Genomic DNA, 16,868 nt, shown 5'->3' with positions numbered 1-16,868 from the left:
TCAGACATGCAGCAGCAGGTGTTCGCGTTCCCAGGGGCTGATCACGGTCATGAATTCCTGGTGCTCCAGGTCCTTGATGGCCGCGTACACGTCGATAAAGCGGTCGCCCAGCACGGCGCGCAGCTTGTCCTCGCGGCGCAGCGCGGCCAGCGCTTCGGGCAGGCCTTGCGGCAGCTCGTAGCGCATGTCGTAGGCGCTGCCCGTGGTGGCGGGCGTGGGTTCGAGCTGCTCGGTCATGCCGAGATAGCCGCAGGCCAGCGTGACGGCCAGCGCCAGGTAGGGATTGGCGTCCGCGCCGATGATGCGGTTCTCCACGCGCCTGTCCTGCACGCCCGATTCCGGCACGCGGAAGCCCACGGTGCGGTTGTCCACGCCCCACTGGATATTGATAGGCGCGGCGGTGTGCCGCACCAGGCGGCGGTAAGAGTTCACATACGGCGCCACGATGGCCATGGCGGACGGCATGTAGCGCTGCAGGCCGCCGATGTAGTGCTTGAACACGGCGGCGGGCGAGCCGTCATCGTTGCTGAAGATATTGCGGCCGGTCTTTTCGTCGACCACGCTCTGGTGCACATGCATGGCCGATCCCGGTTCGCCCGCCATGGGCTTGGCCATGAAGGTGGCGTACATATCGTGCTTCAGCGCCGCCTCGCGCAAGGTGCGCTTGAAGAAGAACACCTTGTCGGCCAGGCCGAGCGGGTCGCCGTGCAGGAAGTTGATCTCCATCTGGCCGGCGCCGATTTCGTGGATCAGCGTGTCCACGTCCAGGCCCATCAGGTCGCAGTAGTCGTAGATGTCCTCGAACAGCGGATCGAACTCGTTCACCGCGTCGATGCTGTAGATCTGGCGGCTGGTCTCGGCGCGGCCGCTGCGGCCTATGGGCGCCTTCAGCGGCAGGTCCGGATCGATGTTCTTGGCGGTCAGGTAGAACTCCAGCTCGGGCGCCACCACCGGCTTCCAGCCGCGCTCCGCGTACAGCTTGAGCACGCGCCGCAGCACGGTGCGCGGGGCGAAGTCCACCAGCGCGCCGTCGGCGAAGTAGCAGTCGTGTATCACTTGCGCGGTGGGATCCGTGGCCCACGGCACCATGGTGATGGTGGTGGGGTCGGCGCGCAAGATCATGTCGCGGTCGGTGGATGAGATGGCGCGGTCGTAGGCCGCGTCGTCGGTGGGGTAATTGCCGGTGACGGTCATGCCCAGCACCGCCTCGGGGATGCGCATGCCGCGCTCCTGCGTGAATTTCCCGCGCGGCAGGATCTTGCCGCGCGCAACGCCGGTCAGGTCGGGCACCAGGCATTCAATTTCCGTGACCCGTTTTTCATTGAGCCACAAATCCATATCGGTGTAGGTGAAGTTTTCGCGTATAGCCATAATGAGCTCTCTAAAAGTCTTGATCTGGCACGGCCGATTGCGGACCGTGCGCCATGCGACTGCAATGAGAGCGCAGCTAAGGAATGCGTTCCTGGTAAGTACGGCACGCCTGCCCGAAGGCTTTGAATATTTTCATGGAATCCGGATTGGCGGCCAGCTGCCATTCGGGATGCCATTGCACCGCCAGCGTAAAGCCCGGTGCGGTGGAGACGGAGCAGGCTTCCACCAGCCCGTCGTCGGCGATGGCTTCCGCCACCAGCCCTGGCGCCAAACGGTCCACGCCCTGCCCATGCAGGGAGTTGACCATGATCTCGGCGGCGCCGCCGAGCATGCGCGCCAGCTTGCCGCCCGGCGCGATATGTACGCGGTGCGCCGGTCCGTACTGCTTTTCCAGCGGATCGAGCGGACTGTCGCGGTGGTCCATCATGCCGGGCACTTCCTGCACCGCCTGGTGCAGCGTGCCGCCCAGCGCCACGTTCAATTCCTGGAAGCCCCGGCAGATCGCCAGCAGCGGTATGCCGCGCTTGATGGCGGCGCGTATCAGCGGCAGCGTGGTGGCGTCGCGCGCGGCGTCCTGCGGCAGTTCCAGGTTAAGCACCTCCTGGCCGTAGAGTATGGCTTGCACATTGGAGGCCGAGCCGGTCAGCATCACGCCGCCGGCGGCGGCAAGCACGGTTTCAAAGTCGGTTTTCGCGCCCAGCGCGGGCAGGATCAGCGGCATGCAGCCCGCCCCCTGTACAACGGCGTCGATGTACTTGGAATGCACGGCGTGGTCGGGATGGGCTCCGATATGCCGCGTGCAGGCGGGGACGATGACTAATGGCTGGCGCATGGCTTCAGTCTCTATGCAGAGGCCTCCGTTTAAGCGATAAGCCAATTTATCACATTTCCGGATTTGCTATCATCACGGCTAACACAGCATTGCGAAAATACATTGAAACATCTGCCCTGGCGCGACTTCTTCGCGCTCATTCTCAGCATAGGCGTGGTCGGACTCGGCCTCGGTGCCACCATTCCCCTCACCGCCCTCACGCTGGACCAGCGCGGCGCGGGCGCGCACGTCATCGGCCTGGTGACGGCGGCCAGCGCGCTCGGCATCCTCGGTTCGGCGCCTTTCGTCACCGGCTGGGTGGCGCGGTTCGGCCCGCGCGGCACCATGATAGGCGCGGTGTGGGTGGCCGCGCTGTCCACCGCCTTGATGCAGGTCATGGACAACCTGTGGCTGTGGGGCGCGCTGCGCTTCGTGTTCGGCGCCACCATGGGCGTGCTGTTCACGGTGGGCGAGGCGTGGGTGAACCGGCTGGCGCCGGACAACTCGCGCGGCCGCGTGGTGGCCATCTACACCACCAGCTTCACGCTGTTCCAGCTGGCCGGGCCGGCGCTGGTGGCGGCGCTGAACGGCAAGGTGGCGTGGAGTTTCGCGGCCTGCGGAGGCTTGTTCCTGCTGGCCTTGCCGGGGCTGGGGCTGATCAGCGCGGCGCGCGCCGCCGGCAGCGATGAGCCGCATCCGCCCTGGCAGAGCGTGCTGCCCCGGATGCCGATGATCGTGATGGGGGCGGCCTTCTTTGCGCTGTTCGATACGCTGATACTGAGCTTCCTGCCGGTGTATGCGATCCGCCAGGGCATTGTGACGGAGCTGGCGCTGCTGTCGGCCACGGTGGTGCTGGTGGGCGATACGGCGCTGCAGTTCGCCATGGGCTGGCTGGCGGACCGCTACGGGCGCAGGCGCGTGCACATCGGCTGCGGCGTGGCGGTGTGTTTGCTGCTGCCGCTGCTGCCTTTTGCCGCAGGCACGCCGTGGCTGTGGTGGTCTTTGCTGGTGGCGCTGGGGGCGGCGGCCGGGGCGATCTATATGCTGTCGCTGGTGGCCTGCGGGGAGAAATTCAGCGGACCGTCGCTGACCACGGCCAGCGCGGTGGTCAACGCATCCTGGGGCGTGGCCAGCGCGGGCGGGCCGCTGGTGACGGGGGTGCTGATGCAGAGCGCCGGGATACAGGCGCTGCCCGCCGTGCTGTTTGCGGGATGCGCGCTGTTTCTCGCCAGCGCATGGTGGGAGCGGCGCGCCTAGCCGCCGGCCTCACGCCGGTGCGTGCGCCGCGATCTCCAGCCGCGTCTCGGCCAGCAGCTTTTTCAGCTCGGGCACGCAGGAGCCGCAATTGCCGCCCGCTTTCAGGCAGGCCGTCACTTCCGGCACCGACTTCAGGTCCTGCTCCCGTATCGCCGAGCAGATGGTGTTGCGTCCCACGCCGAAACACGAGCACACGGTCGGCCCCACATCCACGCCCTTCTTCAGCGGACGTCCGATCAGCAGGCTGGCGCGGTCGGCGTCGGCCAGCTGCGGCTCGGCGAACAAGCCCGCCAGCCAGCTGCGCGCCGGCAGGTCCAGGCGCGGCGACAGGAAAATGCATTGCTCGATGCGGTCGTCCACCACGTGCACGGCGCGGTACATGCCTTCGGTGCGGTCGGCATACTCCAGCCAGTCCGCGTCCGCATCGTGCACGCCCAGCAGCTCGCGCGCCCAGCCGCTGAAATCGCTGATGGTGTTGCGCCCGGCCAGCTCGTAGCGCGCGAAGTCCTTGCCCTGGATGCGGGTCCAGTGCGCCACGCTGTCCAGATCCAGCTCGCTGCGGCTCAGGATAAAGGCATGCCAGTTCACGCGGAACTGCTCGATGCGCACCGGCGTGTGCTTGAACTCCGGCTCGCCCGAGACCGGGTCCACCACCGGATTGACCACGCCGCCCACGCGCGCGTCCGACGACGTCTGGCCGCTCCAGTGGATGGGAATGAACACGCCGCCGCGCGCGATGCCGCCGCCGTGCTGCACGCGCGCCACCATCGAACCCCACTGGCTGGTCACGCGCGCCAGTTCGCCCTCGCGCACGCCGTGGATCAGCGCATCCTGCGGGTGCATGTCGATGAACGATTCGGGCACATGGTCCGCCAGCTTGGCCGAGCGGCCGGTGCGCGTCATCGTGTGCCACTGGTCGCGCACGCGGCCGGTGTTCAGCGACAGCGGGAAGTCCTCGTCAACCTGGTGCACCGGCAGGCGCGGCACGGTGGCGATGAAGCGCGCCTTGCCGTCCGGATGGGAATAACGGCCATCCCCGAACAGGCGCGCGGTGCCGCCGTCCACGCCCACGTGCTGCAGCACCGGCCATTGAACGGGCGCCAGGCTGTCGAAGGCGCTGCGGTCCATGCGCGACAGGCCGCCGATATTGAACACGCGCGGCAGATCTTCCGCGCTGTTGCGCCAGGCGCTCAGCTGCGCGTGCTCGTCGAACACCTCGTGCACGCCGGCGAAATCGAAACCGCTGTAGCCCATGCGCTGCGCGAACTGCGAAATAATCCACCAGTCGCCGCGCGCCTCACCGGGCGCAGGCAGGAAGGGACGCTGGCGCGAGATGCGGCGCTCGGAATTGGTGACGGTGCCGTCCTTCTCGCCCCAGCCCAGGGCGGGCAGCAGCACGTCCGCATAGGCGTTGGTGTCGGTGTCCAGGATGATGTCCGAGGCCACCACCAGCTCGCACTTGGCCAGCGCGCGCTTGACCTGGTCCGCGTTCGGCAGGCTGACCACAGGATTGGTGGCCATGATCCACACCGCCTTGACGCGGCCCGATTCGATCGCCTCGAACAGGTCCACCGCCTTCAGGCCCGGCTTGTCCGCCATGCGCGGCGCGTTCCAGAAGGTCTGCACCGCGTCGCGGTGGGCGCAGTTGTCCAGGTCCAGGTGGGCCGCCAGCATATTGGCCAGGCCGCCCACTTCGCGGCCGCCCATGGCGTTGGGCTGGCCGGTGATGGAGAACGGACCCATGCCCGGCTTGCCGATGCGGCCGCCGATCAGGTGGCAGTTGATGATGCTGTTGGCCTTGTCCGTGCCGGCCGACGACTGGTTCACGCCCATGGAGAAGGCAGTGATGACCTTGGCCGTGCCGGCGAAGGACTCGTAGAACTCCATCAGCGCGGCCAGGCTGATCTTGCAGGCCTTGGCGACGGCGGCCGGGTCGGCGCAATCGACTTCGGCTGCGGCCAGCGCGGCGTCCAGGCCGCTGGTGTGGGCCGCCACGTATTCCGGGTCCACCGCGCCGATGCGCGACAGATAGCTCAGCAGGCCGTTGAACAGCCACACGTCCGTGCCAGGTTTTACGGGCAGGTGCAGGTCGGCCAGTTCGCAGGTGGCGGTGCGGCGCGGATCGACCACCACCAGTTTCAGGTTGGGGCGCTTCTCGCGCTCGCGCGCAATGCGCTGGAACAGGATGGGATGGCACCACGCCATATTGGAGCCCACCAGCACGATCATGTCCGCCAGTTCCAGATCCTCGTAGCAGACCGGCACCAGGTCCTCGCCGAAGGCGCGCTTGTGGCCGGCCACGGCGGACGACATGCACAGGCGCGAATTGGTGTCGATATTGGCGCTGCCGACGTAGCCCTTCATCAGCTTGTTGGCGGCGTAGTAGTCCTCGGTCAGCAGCTGGCCGGACACGTACAGCGCCACCGCGTCCGGGCCATGCTCGGCGATGACGGCCTTCCATTTATCGGCCACCTGTCCCAGGGCCTCGTCCCAGGACACGCGGCGCAGCGACTTGGAGCCGCGCGCGTCGCGTACTTGCGGGTACAGCAGGCGGCCCTCCAGGCCCACCGTCTCGCCCAGCGCAGAACCCTTGACGCACAGCTTGCCCAGGTTGGCCGGATGGTCCTTGTCGCCGGCCACGGCCACCGTGCCGTCGCCCTTGGGCGTGGCCTTCACGCCGCAGCCCACGCCGCAATACGCGCAGGTGGTTTGTACCGACAGATTATCTTGAGACAGGTTCACGATGTTTCTCACTCAATTTTTACGCCGCGCACAGGGCTTGGCCGAACAGCAGGTGCTGGCGTATCGGGGTGATGTCGGTGCGGTTCTGGATCAGGTCATAGTACCAGGGGCCGTCCTGCACGTCGCCGTACAGCACGGCGCCGGTGACGCAGCCGTCCTTGAGCACCAGGCGCTTGTAGACGCCGCGCCTGGCGTCGCGCAGCACCAGGTCTTCGCTGCCTTCGCCGCCGATGAAGTCGCCCACCGAGTACAGGTCCACGCCCGTCACTTTCAAGCGCGTGGGGGAGCTTTGCTGTACGTAGCGGCGGTGCCCGGCGCCGGCCAGGTGGGCGCCGCATACGCGCGCCTGTTCCCATATCGGCGCCACCAGGCCAAAGGTGGCGCTGCGGTGCTGCACGCATTCGCCCACCGCGTAGATGCGCGGGTCGTAGGTTTGCAAGGTGTCGTCCACCACGATGGCGCGGTCGCAGTGCAGGCCGGCTTCTTTCGCCAGCGCGATGTTGGGGCGCACGCCGGCCGTCATCACCACCAGGTCGGCCGGGATTTCGCTGCCGTCCTTGAAGCGCACCGCCGTCACGCGGTCCGGACCGGCTATTTCGGCGGTCTGCGCGTTGAGCAGGAAGTTCAGGCCTTTGTTTTCCAGCGCTTTTTGCAGCAGCTGGGCGGCGGGTTTGTCGAGCTGCTGGTTCATCAGGGTGTCGGTCACGTGCACGACCGTGACCTGCATGCCCTGGCGCAGCAGGCCGTTGGCCGCTTCCAGGCCGAGCAGGCCGCCGCCGATGACGACGGCGTGCCTGTGGTTGCGCGCCGCTTCGACCATCGTTTCCACGTCCTGGATGTCGCGGAAGGCGATCACGCCGGGCAGCTGGTGGCCGGGCACGGGGATGATGAAGGGCTTGGAGCCGGTCGCCAGCAGCAGGCGGTCGTAGCGCACTTCCTTGCCGGACTGCGCGCGCACGATGCGCTTGCGGCGGTCGATATGCACCACCGGGTCGCCCGCGTGCAGCGTGATGTGGTGCTTCTCGTACCATTCGCGCGTGTGCAGCATGATGTCTTCAACCGTCTTTTCGCCCGCCAGCACCGGCGAGAGCAGGATGCGGTTGTAGTTGCCGTATGGTTCGGCGCCGAACACGGTGATGTCGTACAGGTCCGGCGCGAGCTTGTGCAGCTCTTCGACGGTGCGCATGCCCGCCATGCCGTTGCCGATGACGACCAGTGCGGGTTTCATTACGCGCCCACCCAGACTTTGCCGCCTTCGATGCGCGCCGGGTAGGTGGCCACCGAGTGCTCGGGGGCTTCCAGGCATTCGCCGGTTTGCAGGTCGAAGTGGTGCTTGTAGATCGGCGAGGCGACCACGATGCGTTCGCCCAGGCTGCCGACCAGGCCGCGCGACAGCACGGAGGCCTGCGAGTTGGGGTCGTAGTTGTGGATGGCGAACACGCGCTGCTCGCCGTCGTTCACATGGAACACGGCCACGTGCTCGCCTTGCAGCAGCGCGCACACGCCGGTGTTGGGGACGATGTCGTCCAGTGCGCAAACGGCGGTCCAGCGGTCGTTTTGGATATCGCGGTGCATGGTGCTTCTCCTCAAGCTACTTTGATCGGGATGACGACGGCTTTGCGCTCTTCCAGCGTGGCCGGACGGATCTGGCCGCGCTCTTCCATGAAGATGACGTTCGGGTCGGCCTGCTCGCTGTTGACGAAGTGGCGGAAGCGCTTGCGCGTTTCCGGGTCGTTGACGGCGGCTTTCCATTCGCACTCGTAGGTGTCGACCACGCTTTGCATTTCGGCTTCCAGCTCGGCGGCGATGTTCAGCTTGTCCTTGATGACCACGTCCTTCAGGTAATCGAGGCCGCCTTCCAGGTTGTCGCGCCAGGTGCTGGTGCGCTGCAGGCGGTCGGCGGTGCGGGTATAGAACATCAGGAAGCGGTCGATGTATTGCACCAGCGTGGCCTTGTCCAGGTCGGAGGCGATCAGCTCGGCGTGGCGCGGCTTCATGCCGCCGTTGCCGCACACGTAGAGGTTCCAGCCTTTTTCAGTGGCGATGATGCCGACGTCCTTGCCCTGCGCTTCGGCGCATTCGCGGGTGCAGCCGGACACGCCGAACTTGATCTTGTGCGGCGTGCGCAGGCCCTTGTAGCGGTTTTCCAGTTCGATGGCCAGGCCCACGCTGTCGTCCACGCCGTAGCGGCACCAGGTGGAGCCGACGCAGGACTTCACGGTGCGCAGCGACTTGCCGTAGGCGTGGCCGGTTTCGAAGCCGGCCGCGATCAGTTCTTCCCAGATGACGGGCAGCTGCTCGACGCGCGCGCCGAACAGGTCGACCCGCTGGCCGCCGGTGATCTTGGTGTACAGGCCGTATTTCTTGGCCACGGTGCCGACCGCGATCAGGCCGTCCGCCGTGACTTCGCCGCCCGGCATGCGCGGCACCACGGAGTAGGTGCCGTCCTTCTGGATATTGCCGAGGAAGTAGTCATTCGTGTCCTGCAGGCTGGCGTGCTCCTTCTTCAGCACGAAGTCGTTCCAGCACGAGGCCAGGATGCTGGCGGCCAGCGGCTTGCAGACGTCGCAGCCCAGGCCTTTGCCGTGCTGCGCCAGCAGCGCGTCGAAGGTGCGGATCTGGCCGACGCGGATCAGGTGGTACAGCTCCTGGCGCGAGTAGGCGAAGTGTTCGCAGACGTGGTTGTTCACGTCCATGCCCTGCTTCTTCATTTCGGCTTTCATCACCTGCGTCACCAGCGGCACGCAGCCGCCGCAGGCGGTGCCGGCCTTGGTGCAGGATTTGACCGCGCCGATGCTGGTGGCGCCGTCGGCCACGGCGGCGCAGATCGCGCCTTTCGAGACGTCGTTGCAGGAGCAGATCTGGGCGCTGTCCGGCAGCGCGTCCACGCCCAGGCCGGGCTTGGCCTTGCCGTCCGACTGCGGCAGGATGAGGAATTCGGGCGATTCAGGCAGCTCTATCTTGTTGAGCATCATTTGCAGCAGGGTGCCGTACTCGCTGGCGTCGCCCACCATCACGCCGCCCAGCAGGTAGCGGCCGCAGCTCGACACCACGATCTTCTTGTAGATCTGCTTGCGCTCGTCCATGAACTGGTACACGCGGCTGCCTTCTTCCTTGCCGTGCGGGTCGCCGATGGAGGCCACGTCCACGCCCATCAGTTTCAGCTTGGTGCTCATGTCCGCGCCATTGAATTCGGCCGCTTCGCCCAGCAGGTGCTTGGCCGCCACGCGCGCCATTTCGTAGCCGGGCGCCACCAGGCCGTAGACCATGCCGCCCCACAGCGCGCATTCGCCGATGGCGTAGATGTCGCGGTCCGAGGTCATGCAGTTGTTGTCGATGACGATGCCGCCGCGCGGGCCGACTTCCAGGCCGCTTTCCTTGGCCAGCATGTCGCGCGGGCGGATGCCGGCCGAGAACACAATCATGTCCGCGTCCAGGTGGCTGCCGTCGGCGAACTGCATGCGGTGGGTGCCGTCCACGCCGTCCACGATGGCGGTGGTGTTCTTCGCCGTGTGCACGGTCACGCCCAGCGCTTCGATCTTGGAGCGCAGCACGCGCGCGCCGCCGTCGTCCACCTGCACCGCCATCAGGCGCGGCGAGAACTCCACCACGTGGGTGTCCAGCTTCATGTCGCGCAGGGCCTTGGCGCATTCCAGGCCGAGCAGGCCGCCGCCGATCACCACACCGGTTTTCGAGCGCTTGCCGCATTCGAGCATGGCTTCCAGGTCTTCGATGGTGCGGTAGACGAAGCAGTCCTTGCGGTCCTTGCCCGGCAGCGGCGGCACGAAGGGGAAGGAGCCGGTGGCCATCACCAGCTTGTCGTAGCTGAGCACATCGCCATCGCTGGTGGTCACGGTCTTGGCGGCCGCGTCGATCGCCGTGGCGCGGGCGTTCAGGCGCAGCACCATGTCGTCACGGTCGAAGAAGCCCGGCTTGACCAGGGACAGGTCTTCCGCGCTTTTCCCGGCGAAGAATTCGGACAGGTGCACGCGGTCGTAGGCGGGACGCGGTTCCTCGCACAGGATGGTCACATTCAACTTGGCGTTGCCGCCGTGCGTGGCCAGGCTTTCGAGGAATTTGTGGCCTACCATGCCGTGGCCGATGACGATGATGTTCATTGCTTTGCTCCTAGATTCTTAAGCTGCGGCCAGGGCCGGTTCTTCTTGCGCTGCGCTGCCGAAGCGCGCAGCGATGGCGCACAGCGCCGATGCGCCGACCAGCACGCCGAGGATGCTCAGGGTTTGCTGCACGTCGCCGCCCATGCCTTTCATGAGGAAGCCCGCCGCCACCGCGCCGACGTTGCCGCCCGCGCCGATGATGCCGGCCACGCCGCCCAGGGCGCGCTTGTCGACGAAGGGAACCAGCGCGTAGGTGGCGCCGCAGGCCATGTGGGTGAACAGGCCGAACACCAGCATGGCGATCACCGCGAAGGCGACGCTTTCCGCGTGGGAGAACCACAGCAGGCCCAGGCCTTCGCCTATCATCATGATGAACAGCAGCGTGACGCGGCTATTCAGGTTGCCGCGCAGCGCGGCTTTGTCCGAGATCCAGCCGCCCAGGGCGCGGGCGAACAGCGCCAGCAGGCCGAAGCTGCCGGCGGCCATGCCGGCCTGGCCCAGCGACAATTTGAAGTGGTCGGTGTAGTAGACGGCGGCGATGTTGTGGATGAAGATCTCCACGCCGAAGCAGGCGCCGTAGGTGACGAACAGCAGCCACACGCGGTAGTTGGTGGCTGCCAGCTTGAAGCTGTCCCAGCCGCCTTTCTTGCCACCTTCGATCGCGATGCCGGCGGCGCGCAGTTCGCTGTAATTGCCTTGCGGGCAGTCCTGCGTGAATTTGTAATAGACCACGGCCATGACGAGCATCAGCACGCCCGGCACCACCAGGGCGGCGCGCCAGCCCAGCGTTTCGTTCACGCCCAGCATGACCATGGCGGCCATCAGCAGCGGCATCAGCGCTTGCGCGGCGCCGCCGCCGGCGTTGCCCCAGCCCGCGGCGGCCGCGTTGGCCGTGCCCACCACGTTGGAGGCGAACATCACCGAGGTGTGGTACTGGGTGATGACGAAGCTGGCGCCCACCGCGCCGATCAGCAAACGGAAAAATAAAAAGCTTTCGTAGCTCTGCGACGCGGCCACGCCCAGCACGGGGATGGCGCCCAGCAGCAGCAGGCCGGTGTAGGCCTTGCGCGGGCCGAAATGGTCGCACAGCGGGCCGATGATCAGGCGCACGATGATGGTGATGGCCACCGCCGCGATATTGATGTTGGCTACCTGCGCCATCGTCAGGCCGAATTCGCCTTTAATGACCGGCATCAGCGGCGCGCAGGCGAACCAGGCGAAGAAGCAGATGAAGAAGGCCATCCAGGTCAGGTGGAAGGCGCGCATCGGCGGCGTGGAGATCGTGAAGAGCTTGATGCTGTTAGCTTTGCTGGCCATTTTTTTATCCCGTCTAGAAAACAAAAAAGCGTCCGCGCAGCCTTGATCTAACTCAAGCTGGGCGGACGCCGTTGTCCTGCCAGTCCGTCGTTAGACCAGCGCATTTGTTTGGGGGATCGCCATTGATCCTGTCCTTATCCTTTGCAAGAGGCGTGCCAGACAGGGAGTGGGCGGTTTGCCGGGCTAGAGGCCGATATTATTTCTTCAACGAAATCAATTCAGGGTGCCGGTGGCATATTGCGGTGCAGCAGCGCACAGCGATGGTGCACCATTGCGTGCATCGGCCGGCCAGGCGTCGGCGCAGCGCACCACGTCGCCCACCACGATGATGCTGGGGCTGCCCAGGCCGCTGGCGGCCAGCGCCTGCGGCAGTTCGCCCAGCGTGGTGACGAGCTGGCGCTGCGCCTCGCGCGTGGCCGACTGCACCACGGCCACCGGCGTGTCCGCGCCGGCGCCGCCCGCCAGCAGCCCGGCCTGGATGGCGGCGCAGCGCGCCACGCCCATATAGATCACCAGCGTGAGGCGGCTTTGCGCCAGCGCCTGCCAGTTCGGCTCGGCCCCGGCGTCCTTGCCGTGGCCGGTGACGAACACCGCGCCCTGGCTCCAGGCGCGGTGCGTGAGCGGGATGCCGATGCTGGACGGCGCGGCCAGGCCGCTGCTGATGCCGGGCACCACGTCCACCTCGACGCCGTGCGCCAGCAGCTGCGCGCGCTCCTCGCCGCCGCGCCCGAACAGATAGGGGTCGCCGCCCTTCAGGCGCACCACGCTGTGGCCGGCGCGCGCCTCGGCGATCATCAGGCGCTCGATGAATTCCTGTGGCGTGGACTGGCAGCCGCCGCGCTTGCCCACCTGGATCACGCGCGCCTGCGGCGAGGCGCAGGCCAGGATGTCCGGGTTCACCAGGTCGTCCACCAGCAGCACGTCGGCGGCGGCGATGGCCTTGGCGGCCTTGATGGTGAGCAGGTCCGGGTCGCCGGGACCGGCGCCCACCAGGGTGACTTTGCCTTGCTTGTTCATGCCGTTCTCCTATCCCTGTGCTCTATGCGTTGGCGGCGGTCAGCGCCGCTTTCACCATGTCGTCGATTTCGCCGGTGATGTTGGACAGCACGCCCGCCACCACGGCGAACTCGCGCCCCGCGAAGCCGGCCCGCGCCGCCACGATGCGGGCGTTGAAGGACACCATCTTGGCCTGCTTGGCGATGGTCTCGATTTCCGTGATCACGCCGCGCAGCTGCTTCTTCATCAGCAGCGCGTGCTTTTTGGACTGCTCTTCATAGATGCCGGTGATCTGGTTGAGCAGCGCCAGCACCGGCGTGGTCATTTCCACCAGCTGCGCCAGCTGGGCGGCGGCGCGGGGCGAACCGGGCGCGCTCTCGGCCGCCTCCAGGGTGCGCTCGGCCAGGGCCATGAAGTCCTGGATCTGGCGGTCACCTCCGGCGCGGCCGAAATACACTTCCTCCAGCTCAGGGCAGAAGATGCCGGGCACCGTGTCGCTGCCGTTCACCAGCGCGTGGTGCGCACCGCGGAACAGCGCCAGCGCCTCGCGCGCGGTGGCGGCGGCGTTTTCCTGCCCCTGCCCGGCCAGCACCGCGTACAGCACCAGGCGCTGCGACGTGAAGCGGCGCCGGCCGGACAGGTTGATCAGTGCGCCGAATACTTCCCCGGACAGCGCGGGCGCCTCGTTTTTCATGGCCAGTGCGGCCGATCCGTAATTTGCCATCTGCACCCTCTTGGTGTTGGTTTACAGCCTCGCTACTGCCTGATGCTGAAGGACGCCGCATAGCGTTCCGGATTGCTGCCGTCCCACTGCTTGCCATCCATCAGCGTGGAGCTGCGCAGAACGCCTTGCGGCACGGGTGTCTCCGTCATTTCCGCTGCTTCGCGGTATAGCTTTATCTGGTGTACTGCGCTGGCCACGGCCAGGTAGTCGGGATCGGCCTTGAGCAGGCCCCAGCGCCGTTGCTGGGTCATGAACCACATGCCGTCCGACAGGAAGGGGAAATTCACCGCGCCCTCGTGGTAGAAGCGCAGCGGGTGCGGGTCTTCCCAGCTCTTGCCCAGGCCGTCCTGGTAGTGGCCGAGGATGCGGGCGCTGATCACGTCCTTGCTGGTGTTCACATAGGGCACGGCCGAAATAATCTCGGCCATGGCCATGCGGTTGGCGGCCGTGGCGTCTATCCAGCGGCTGGCCTCCAGCACGGCGGCGATCACCGCGCGGCAGGTGTTGGGGTGGGCGCGCGCGAACTCGGCCGAGGTGGCCAGCACTTTTTCCGGGTGCTCGGGCCAGATCTGCTGGCTGGTGGCGGCGGTGATGCCGATGCCGTCCATCACGGCGCGGTGGCCCCAGGGCTCGCCGGCGCAAAAGCCGTCCATATGGCCGGCGCCGAGGTTGGACACCATTTGCGCCGGCGGCACCGTGATCACGCGCGCATGGCGCATGGGGTCGATGCCGTGCGCCGCCATCCAGTAGTACAGCCACATGGCATGGGTGCCGGTGGGGAAGGTCTGGGCGAAGGTATAGGTGCGCGGCGCGCTTTTCATCAGCGCGGCCAGGCTGGCGCCGTCCACCGCGCCCTGCTCGGCCAGGCGGCGCGACAGCGTGATGGCCTGGCCGTTGCGGTTCAGGTTCATCAGCACGGCCATGTCGCGCTTCTGCCAGCCCACGCCGAGCTGGGTGCCGTAGACCATGCCGTACAGCGAATGGGCCGCGTCCAGTTCGCCGCTGAGCAGCTTGTCGCGCACGCCGGCCCAGGACGACTCCTTGCTCGGCACGATCTTGATGCCGTATTTTTCATCAAAGCCCAGCACCGCAGCCATGACGACGGAGGCGCAGTCGGTCAGCGGGTTGAACCCTATCCTGACCATTTGCTTTTCCGGTGCCGCATGCTTCGTCATCGCTCTTTTTCCTCTAAAAAATGCACTGTCTTGGTGCGGCGCACCAAATCAGCCTAGCAAATCCTCTACGTCGAGAATGCGCTGGGCGATCTCGGCGAGCTTCAAATTCTTGTTCATGGCCATGGTGCGCAGCTTCTGGTAGGCCGCGTCCTCGGTCATGCCGTGGCGCGTCATGAGCAGGCCCTTGGCGCGGTCGATGACCTTGCGCTCGGCCAGTTTGTGGCGGGTGTCGTCCAGTTCGGCGAGCAGCTTCTGCTCCTGCCTGAAGCGCGCCAGCGCCACGTTCAGCACCGGCTTGATGCGCTCGGCCTGCAGCCCCGCCACGATATAGGCGGACACGCCGGCCGCCATGGCCGCTTCCATGCTGGAGGTGGCGTCGTCCTCGGTGAACATGACGATGGGGCGGCGCTCGTCGCGGGTGGCGATGACGATGTGCTCAAGCACGTCGCGCGCGTCCGATTCGGCGTCGATGATGATCATATCGGGTTGCAGCAGGGCGATCTGCTCGGGCAGATGCATGTCGGCCGGGAGCGAGGCGACGATCTCGTAGCCCGCTTCCTGCAGGCCCACGTTCAGCGCCTGCGCGCGCAGCGCCGCGTCGGCCGCCTGGACCACCACGATACGGAGGGGGCGCGCCGGGGGCGCTGCTTGTCGCTTGGATGCCATCTTGGGGTGCTCTGATTCCATGCAGGGTTACTAGCAAGAATCAAACCACCCCCGAACGATCACTATTTTGACGGCAAGGCGGGCGGCAGCGCGGCGAGGGAGGGGGCGCGCTCTTTTTGCAGGCGGGCGGCGACCTGTTCAGCCTTGGCGAAGGCGCGGATGAGATTGCCGCCGGCCAGCTTGGCCAGGTCGGCGTCCTTCCAGCCGCGCTGGATCAGCTCGGCGAACAGGGCTGGATAGGTGGACACGTCCTGCAGGCCTTCGGTGGTGGCGCCGCCGTCGAAGTCGGCGGCCAGGCCCACATGGTCCACGCCGGCCACTTTGGCCACATGGTCGATATGGTCGGCCACCTGCTTCAGGGTGGCCTTGGGTGCGGGGCCGGCTTCCTTGATGTAGGCAGCCTCCACCACCTTGTAGGCCGCGCTGCCGTGGTCCATGGTCTTGGTGCGGGCAACCAGGCCGTCTTTCCACAGCTTGTAGGCGGGCGAGACGAAGGCCGGCACGAAGGTCACCATCACCACGCCGCCGTTGGCCGCCATGCGGGCCAGCACGTCGTCCGGCACGTTGCGCGGATGGTCCACCAGGGCGCGGGCGCTGGAATGGGAGAAGATGACGGGGGCCGCGCTGGTGTCGAGCGCCTGGCGCATCACGTCCGGGCTGGTGTGGCTCAGATCCACCAGCATGCCGAGGCGGTTCATCTCGCGCACCACTTCCTTGCCGAAAGCGGTGAGGCCGCCGTTGCGCGGCTGGTCGAGGGCGGCGTCGGCCCAGTCCAGGGTCACGTTGTGGGTCAGCGTCATGTAGCGGGCGCCCAGGTCGTAATAGGCGCGCAGCGCGCCCAGGCTGTTCTCCAGCACGTGGCCGCCCTCCATGCCGAGGAAGCTGGCCACCTTGCCGGCCTTGCGGGCCTTGGCGATGTCGCTGCTGCGGGTGGCCAGCACCAGACGCTCGGGGTAGCGCGCGATCATGCGCTTGGCCAGGTCGATCTGCTCCAGCTGGGTGCGCGCCCAGCCCTGCTTCAATTCGCCCGGCACATAGACACTCCAGAACTGCACCGCCACGCGGCCTTCCTTCAGGCGCGGCAAGTCGGTCTGCTCGGCGTTGAGCTTGCGCAGGTCGTAGGCGTCCACGTCCATCGGATGGGCCGCGTCGGCGCGTATGGTCCACGGCAGATCGTTATGGCCGTCGACCAGCGGCACCTTGTCCAGCAGCGCCTTGGCGTGCTTGAGCGCCGCATCGGCCGGTACAGCTTCGGCGGCGTGGGCGGCGGCGGTGAATCCGAGGGCAAGCAAGAGAGCATACGCATGGCGCATAAAGATGGCTTTCATGAATTGGCAAGACAGCCATCTTAACCATTTTTTTACCCAAGCATGACTTGGCACAAATTGCGGTGCTCGAAGGCCACCTGCCGCGTCGCGCCTTGGGAGTGAAAATGCACTGGGATGTTACCGAAGTCAGGCTTCAGGAAAACTATACGCTTTGGGTACGGTTCAAGGACGGCACCGAGGGTTCCGTCCAATTTTTGCCGTCCGCATTTCGTGGCGTATTCCAGCCGCTCAGGGACAAGGACCAGTTCAGGCTAGCCACCGTCGTCGATGGCGTGATAACTTGGCCCGGAGAACTCGACCTGGCGCCCGATGCCATGCATGAGCAGATAAAACGCAATGGACGCTGGGTTCTGGAATAAGCGG

At 66.4% G+C, this 16,868-nt stretch carries 14 protein-coding genes; 2 read left to right on the top strand and 12 right to left on the bottom strand.

From position 1 onward, the window contains the following. Both AC07S4_RS11100 and AC07S4_RS11095 read right to left on the bottom strand, forming a co-directional pair. A complete protein-coding gene (locus AC07S4_RS11100) occupies positions 1–1,371 on the bottom strand; it encodes a glutamine synthetase family protein (RefSeq protein ID WP_494986702.1) in 1,371 nt (456 codons plus the stop codon). Positions 1,372–1,447: 76 nt separating this feature from the next. After that, on the bottom strand, positions 1,448–2,203 hold the full coding sequence (locus tag AC07S4_RS11095; RefSeq protein ID WP_494986701.1) for a gamma-glutamyl-gamma-aminobutyrate hydrolase family protein: 756 nt from the start codon (positions 2,201–2,203) through the stop codon (positions 1,448–1,450). Positions 2,204–2,305: 102 nt separating this feature from the next. Between AC07S4_RS11095 and AC07S4_RS11090 the strand changes: the two genes are divergently transcribed. After that, positions 2,306–3,439 carry an MFS transporter gene (locus tag AC07S4_RS11090; protein ID WP_494986700.1) on the top strand — a complete coding sequence of 378 codons (1,134 nt, stop codon included), beginning with the start codon at positions 2,306–2,308 and terminating at the stop codon, positions 3,437–3,439. 9 nt (positions 3,440–3,448) lie between these two features. Here the strand turns inward: AC07S4_RS11090 and AC07S4_RS11085 are convergent, their stop codons facing one another. From AC07S4_RS11085 to AC07S4_RS11040, 10 genes are all read right to left on the bottom strand, one after another. Further along, entirely contained in the window at positions 3,449–6,181 is a 2,733-nt protein-coding gene (locus AC07S4_RS11085; RefSeq protein WP_494986699.1) for a molybdopterin-dependent oxidoreductase, read from the bottom strand. 19 nt (positions 6,182–6,200) lie between these two features. Further along, positions 6,201–7,409 (bottom strand): NAD(P)/FAD-dependent oxidoreductase, encoded by a 1,209-nt coding sequence (locus tag AC07S4_RS11080; protein ID WP_494986698.1) that lies wholly within the window; start codon positions 7,407–7,409, stop codon positions 6,201–6,203. Next, complete coding sequence (gene nirD / locus AC07S4_RS11075) at positions 7,409–7,756, bottom strand: nitrite reductase small subunit NirD (protein WP_494986697.1); 348 nt, start codon at positions 7,754–7,756, stop codon at positions 7,409–7,411. The genes AC07S4_RS11080 and nirD overlap by 1 nt, the downstream gene beginning before the upstream one ends. An 11-nt stretch (positions 7,757–7,767) precedes the next feature. Further along, positions 7,768–10,299, bottom strand: a complete 2,532-nt coding sequence (gene nirB, locus AC07S4_RS11070; protein ID WP_494986696.1) for a nitrite reductase large subunit NirB — start codon at positions 10,297–10,299, stop codon at positions 7,768–7,770. Positions 10,300–10,317: 18 nt separating this feature from the next. Beyond that, positions 10,318–11,616 carry an MFS transporter gene (locus AC07S4_RS11065; protein ID WP_494986695.1) on the bottom strand — a complete coding sequence of 433 codons (1,299 nt, stop codon included), beginning with the start codon at positions 11,614–11,616 and terminating at the stop codon, positions 10,318–10,320. Positions 11,617–11,829: 213 nt separating this feature from the next. Beyond that, a complete protein-coding gene (gene cobA, locus AC07S4_RS11060) occupies positions 11,830–12,633 on the bottom strand; it encodes a uroporphyrinogen-III C-methyltransferase (protein WP_494986694.1) in 804 nt (267 codons plus the stop codon). Between the two features lie 22 nt (positions 12,634–12,655). Next, on the bottom strand, positions 12,656–13,336 hold the full coding sequence (locus AC07S4_RS11055; protein WP_494986693.1) for a type IV pili methyl-accepting chemotaxis transducer N-terminal domain-containing protein: 681 nt from the start codon (positions 13,334–13,336) through the stop codon (positions 12,656–12,658). 32 nt (positions 13,337–13,368) lie between these two features. Continuing rightward, a complete protein-coding gene (locus tag AC07S4_RS11050) occupies positions 13,369–14,511 on the bottom strand; it encodes a CmpA/NrtA family ABC transporter substrate-binding protein (RefSeq protein ID WP_494986692.1) in 1,143 nt (380 codons plus the stop codon). 48 nt (positions 14,512–14,559) lie between these two features. Then, positions 14,560–15,177 (bottom strand): ANTAR domain-containing response regulator, encoded by a 618-nt coding sequence (locus AC07S4_RS11045; protein ID WP_494986691.1) that lies wholly within the window; start codon positions 15,175–15,177, stop codon positions 14,560–14,562. A gap of 62 nt (positions 15,178–15,239) precedes the next feature. After that, on the bottom strand, positions 15,240–16,505 hold the full coding sequence (locus AC07S4_RS11040) for a dipeptidase (RefSeq protein ID WP_494986690.1): 1,266 nt from the start codon (positions 16,503–16,505) through the stop codon (positions 15,240–15,242). Positions 16,506–16,552: 47 nt separating this feature from the next. On the opposite strand from AC07S4_RS11040, the gene AC07S4_RS11035 reads away from it, so the two are divergent. Next, positions 16,553–16,864: a DUF2442 domain-containing protein gene (locus tag AC07S4_RS11035; RefSeq protein WP_494986689.1), complete on the top strand. Its 312-nt coding sequence runs from the start codon at positions 16,553–16,555 to the stop codon at positions 16,862–16,864. The last annotated feature ends 4 nt before the right edge of the window (positions 16,865–16,868 follow it).

It is taken from the genome of Pseudoduganella sp. GW821-FHT05F09 (assembly GCF_059419605.1).
Note: the sequence above shows the minus strand (reverse complement) of the source record. Positions and strands in the feature narration are given on the sequence as shown.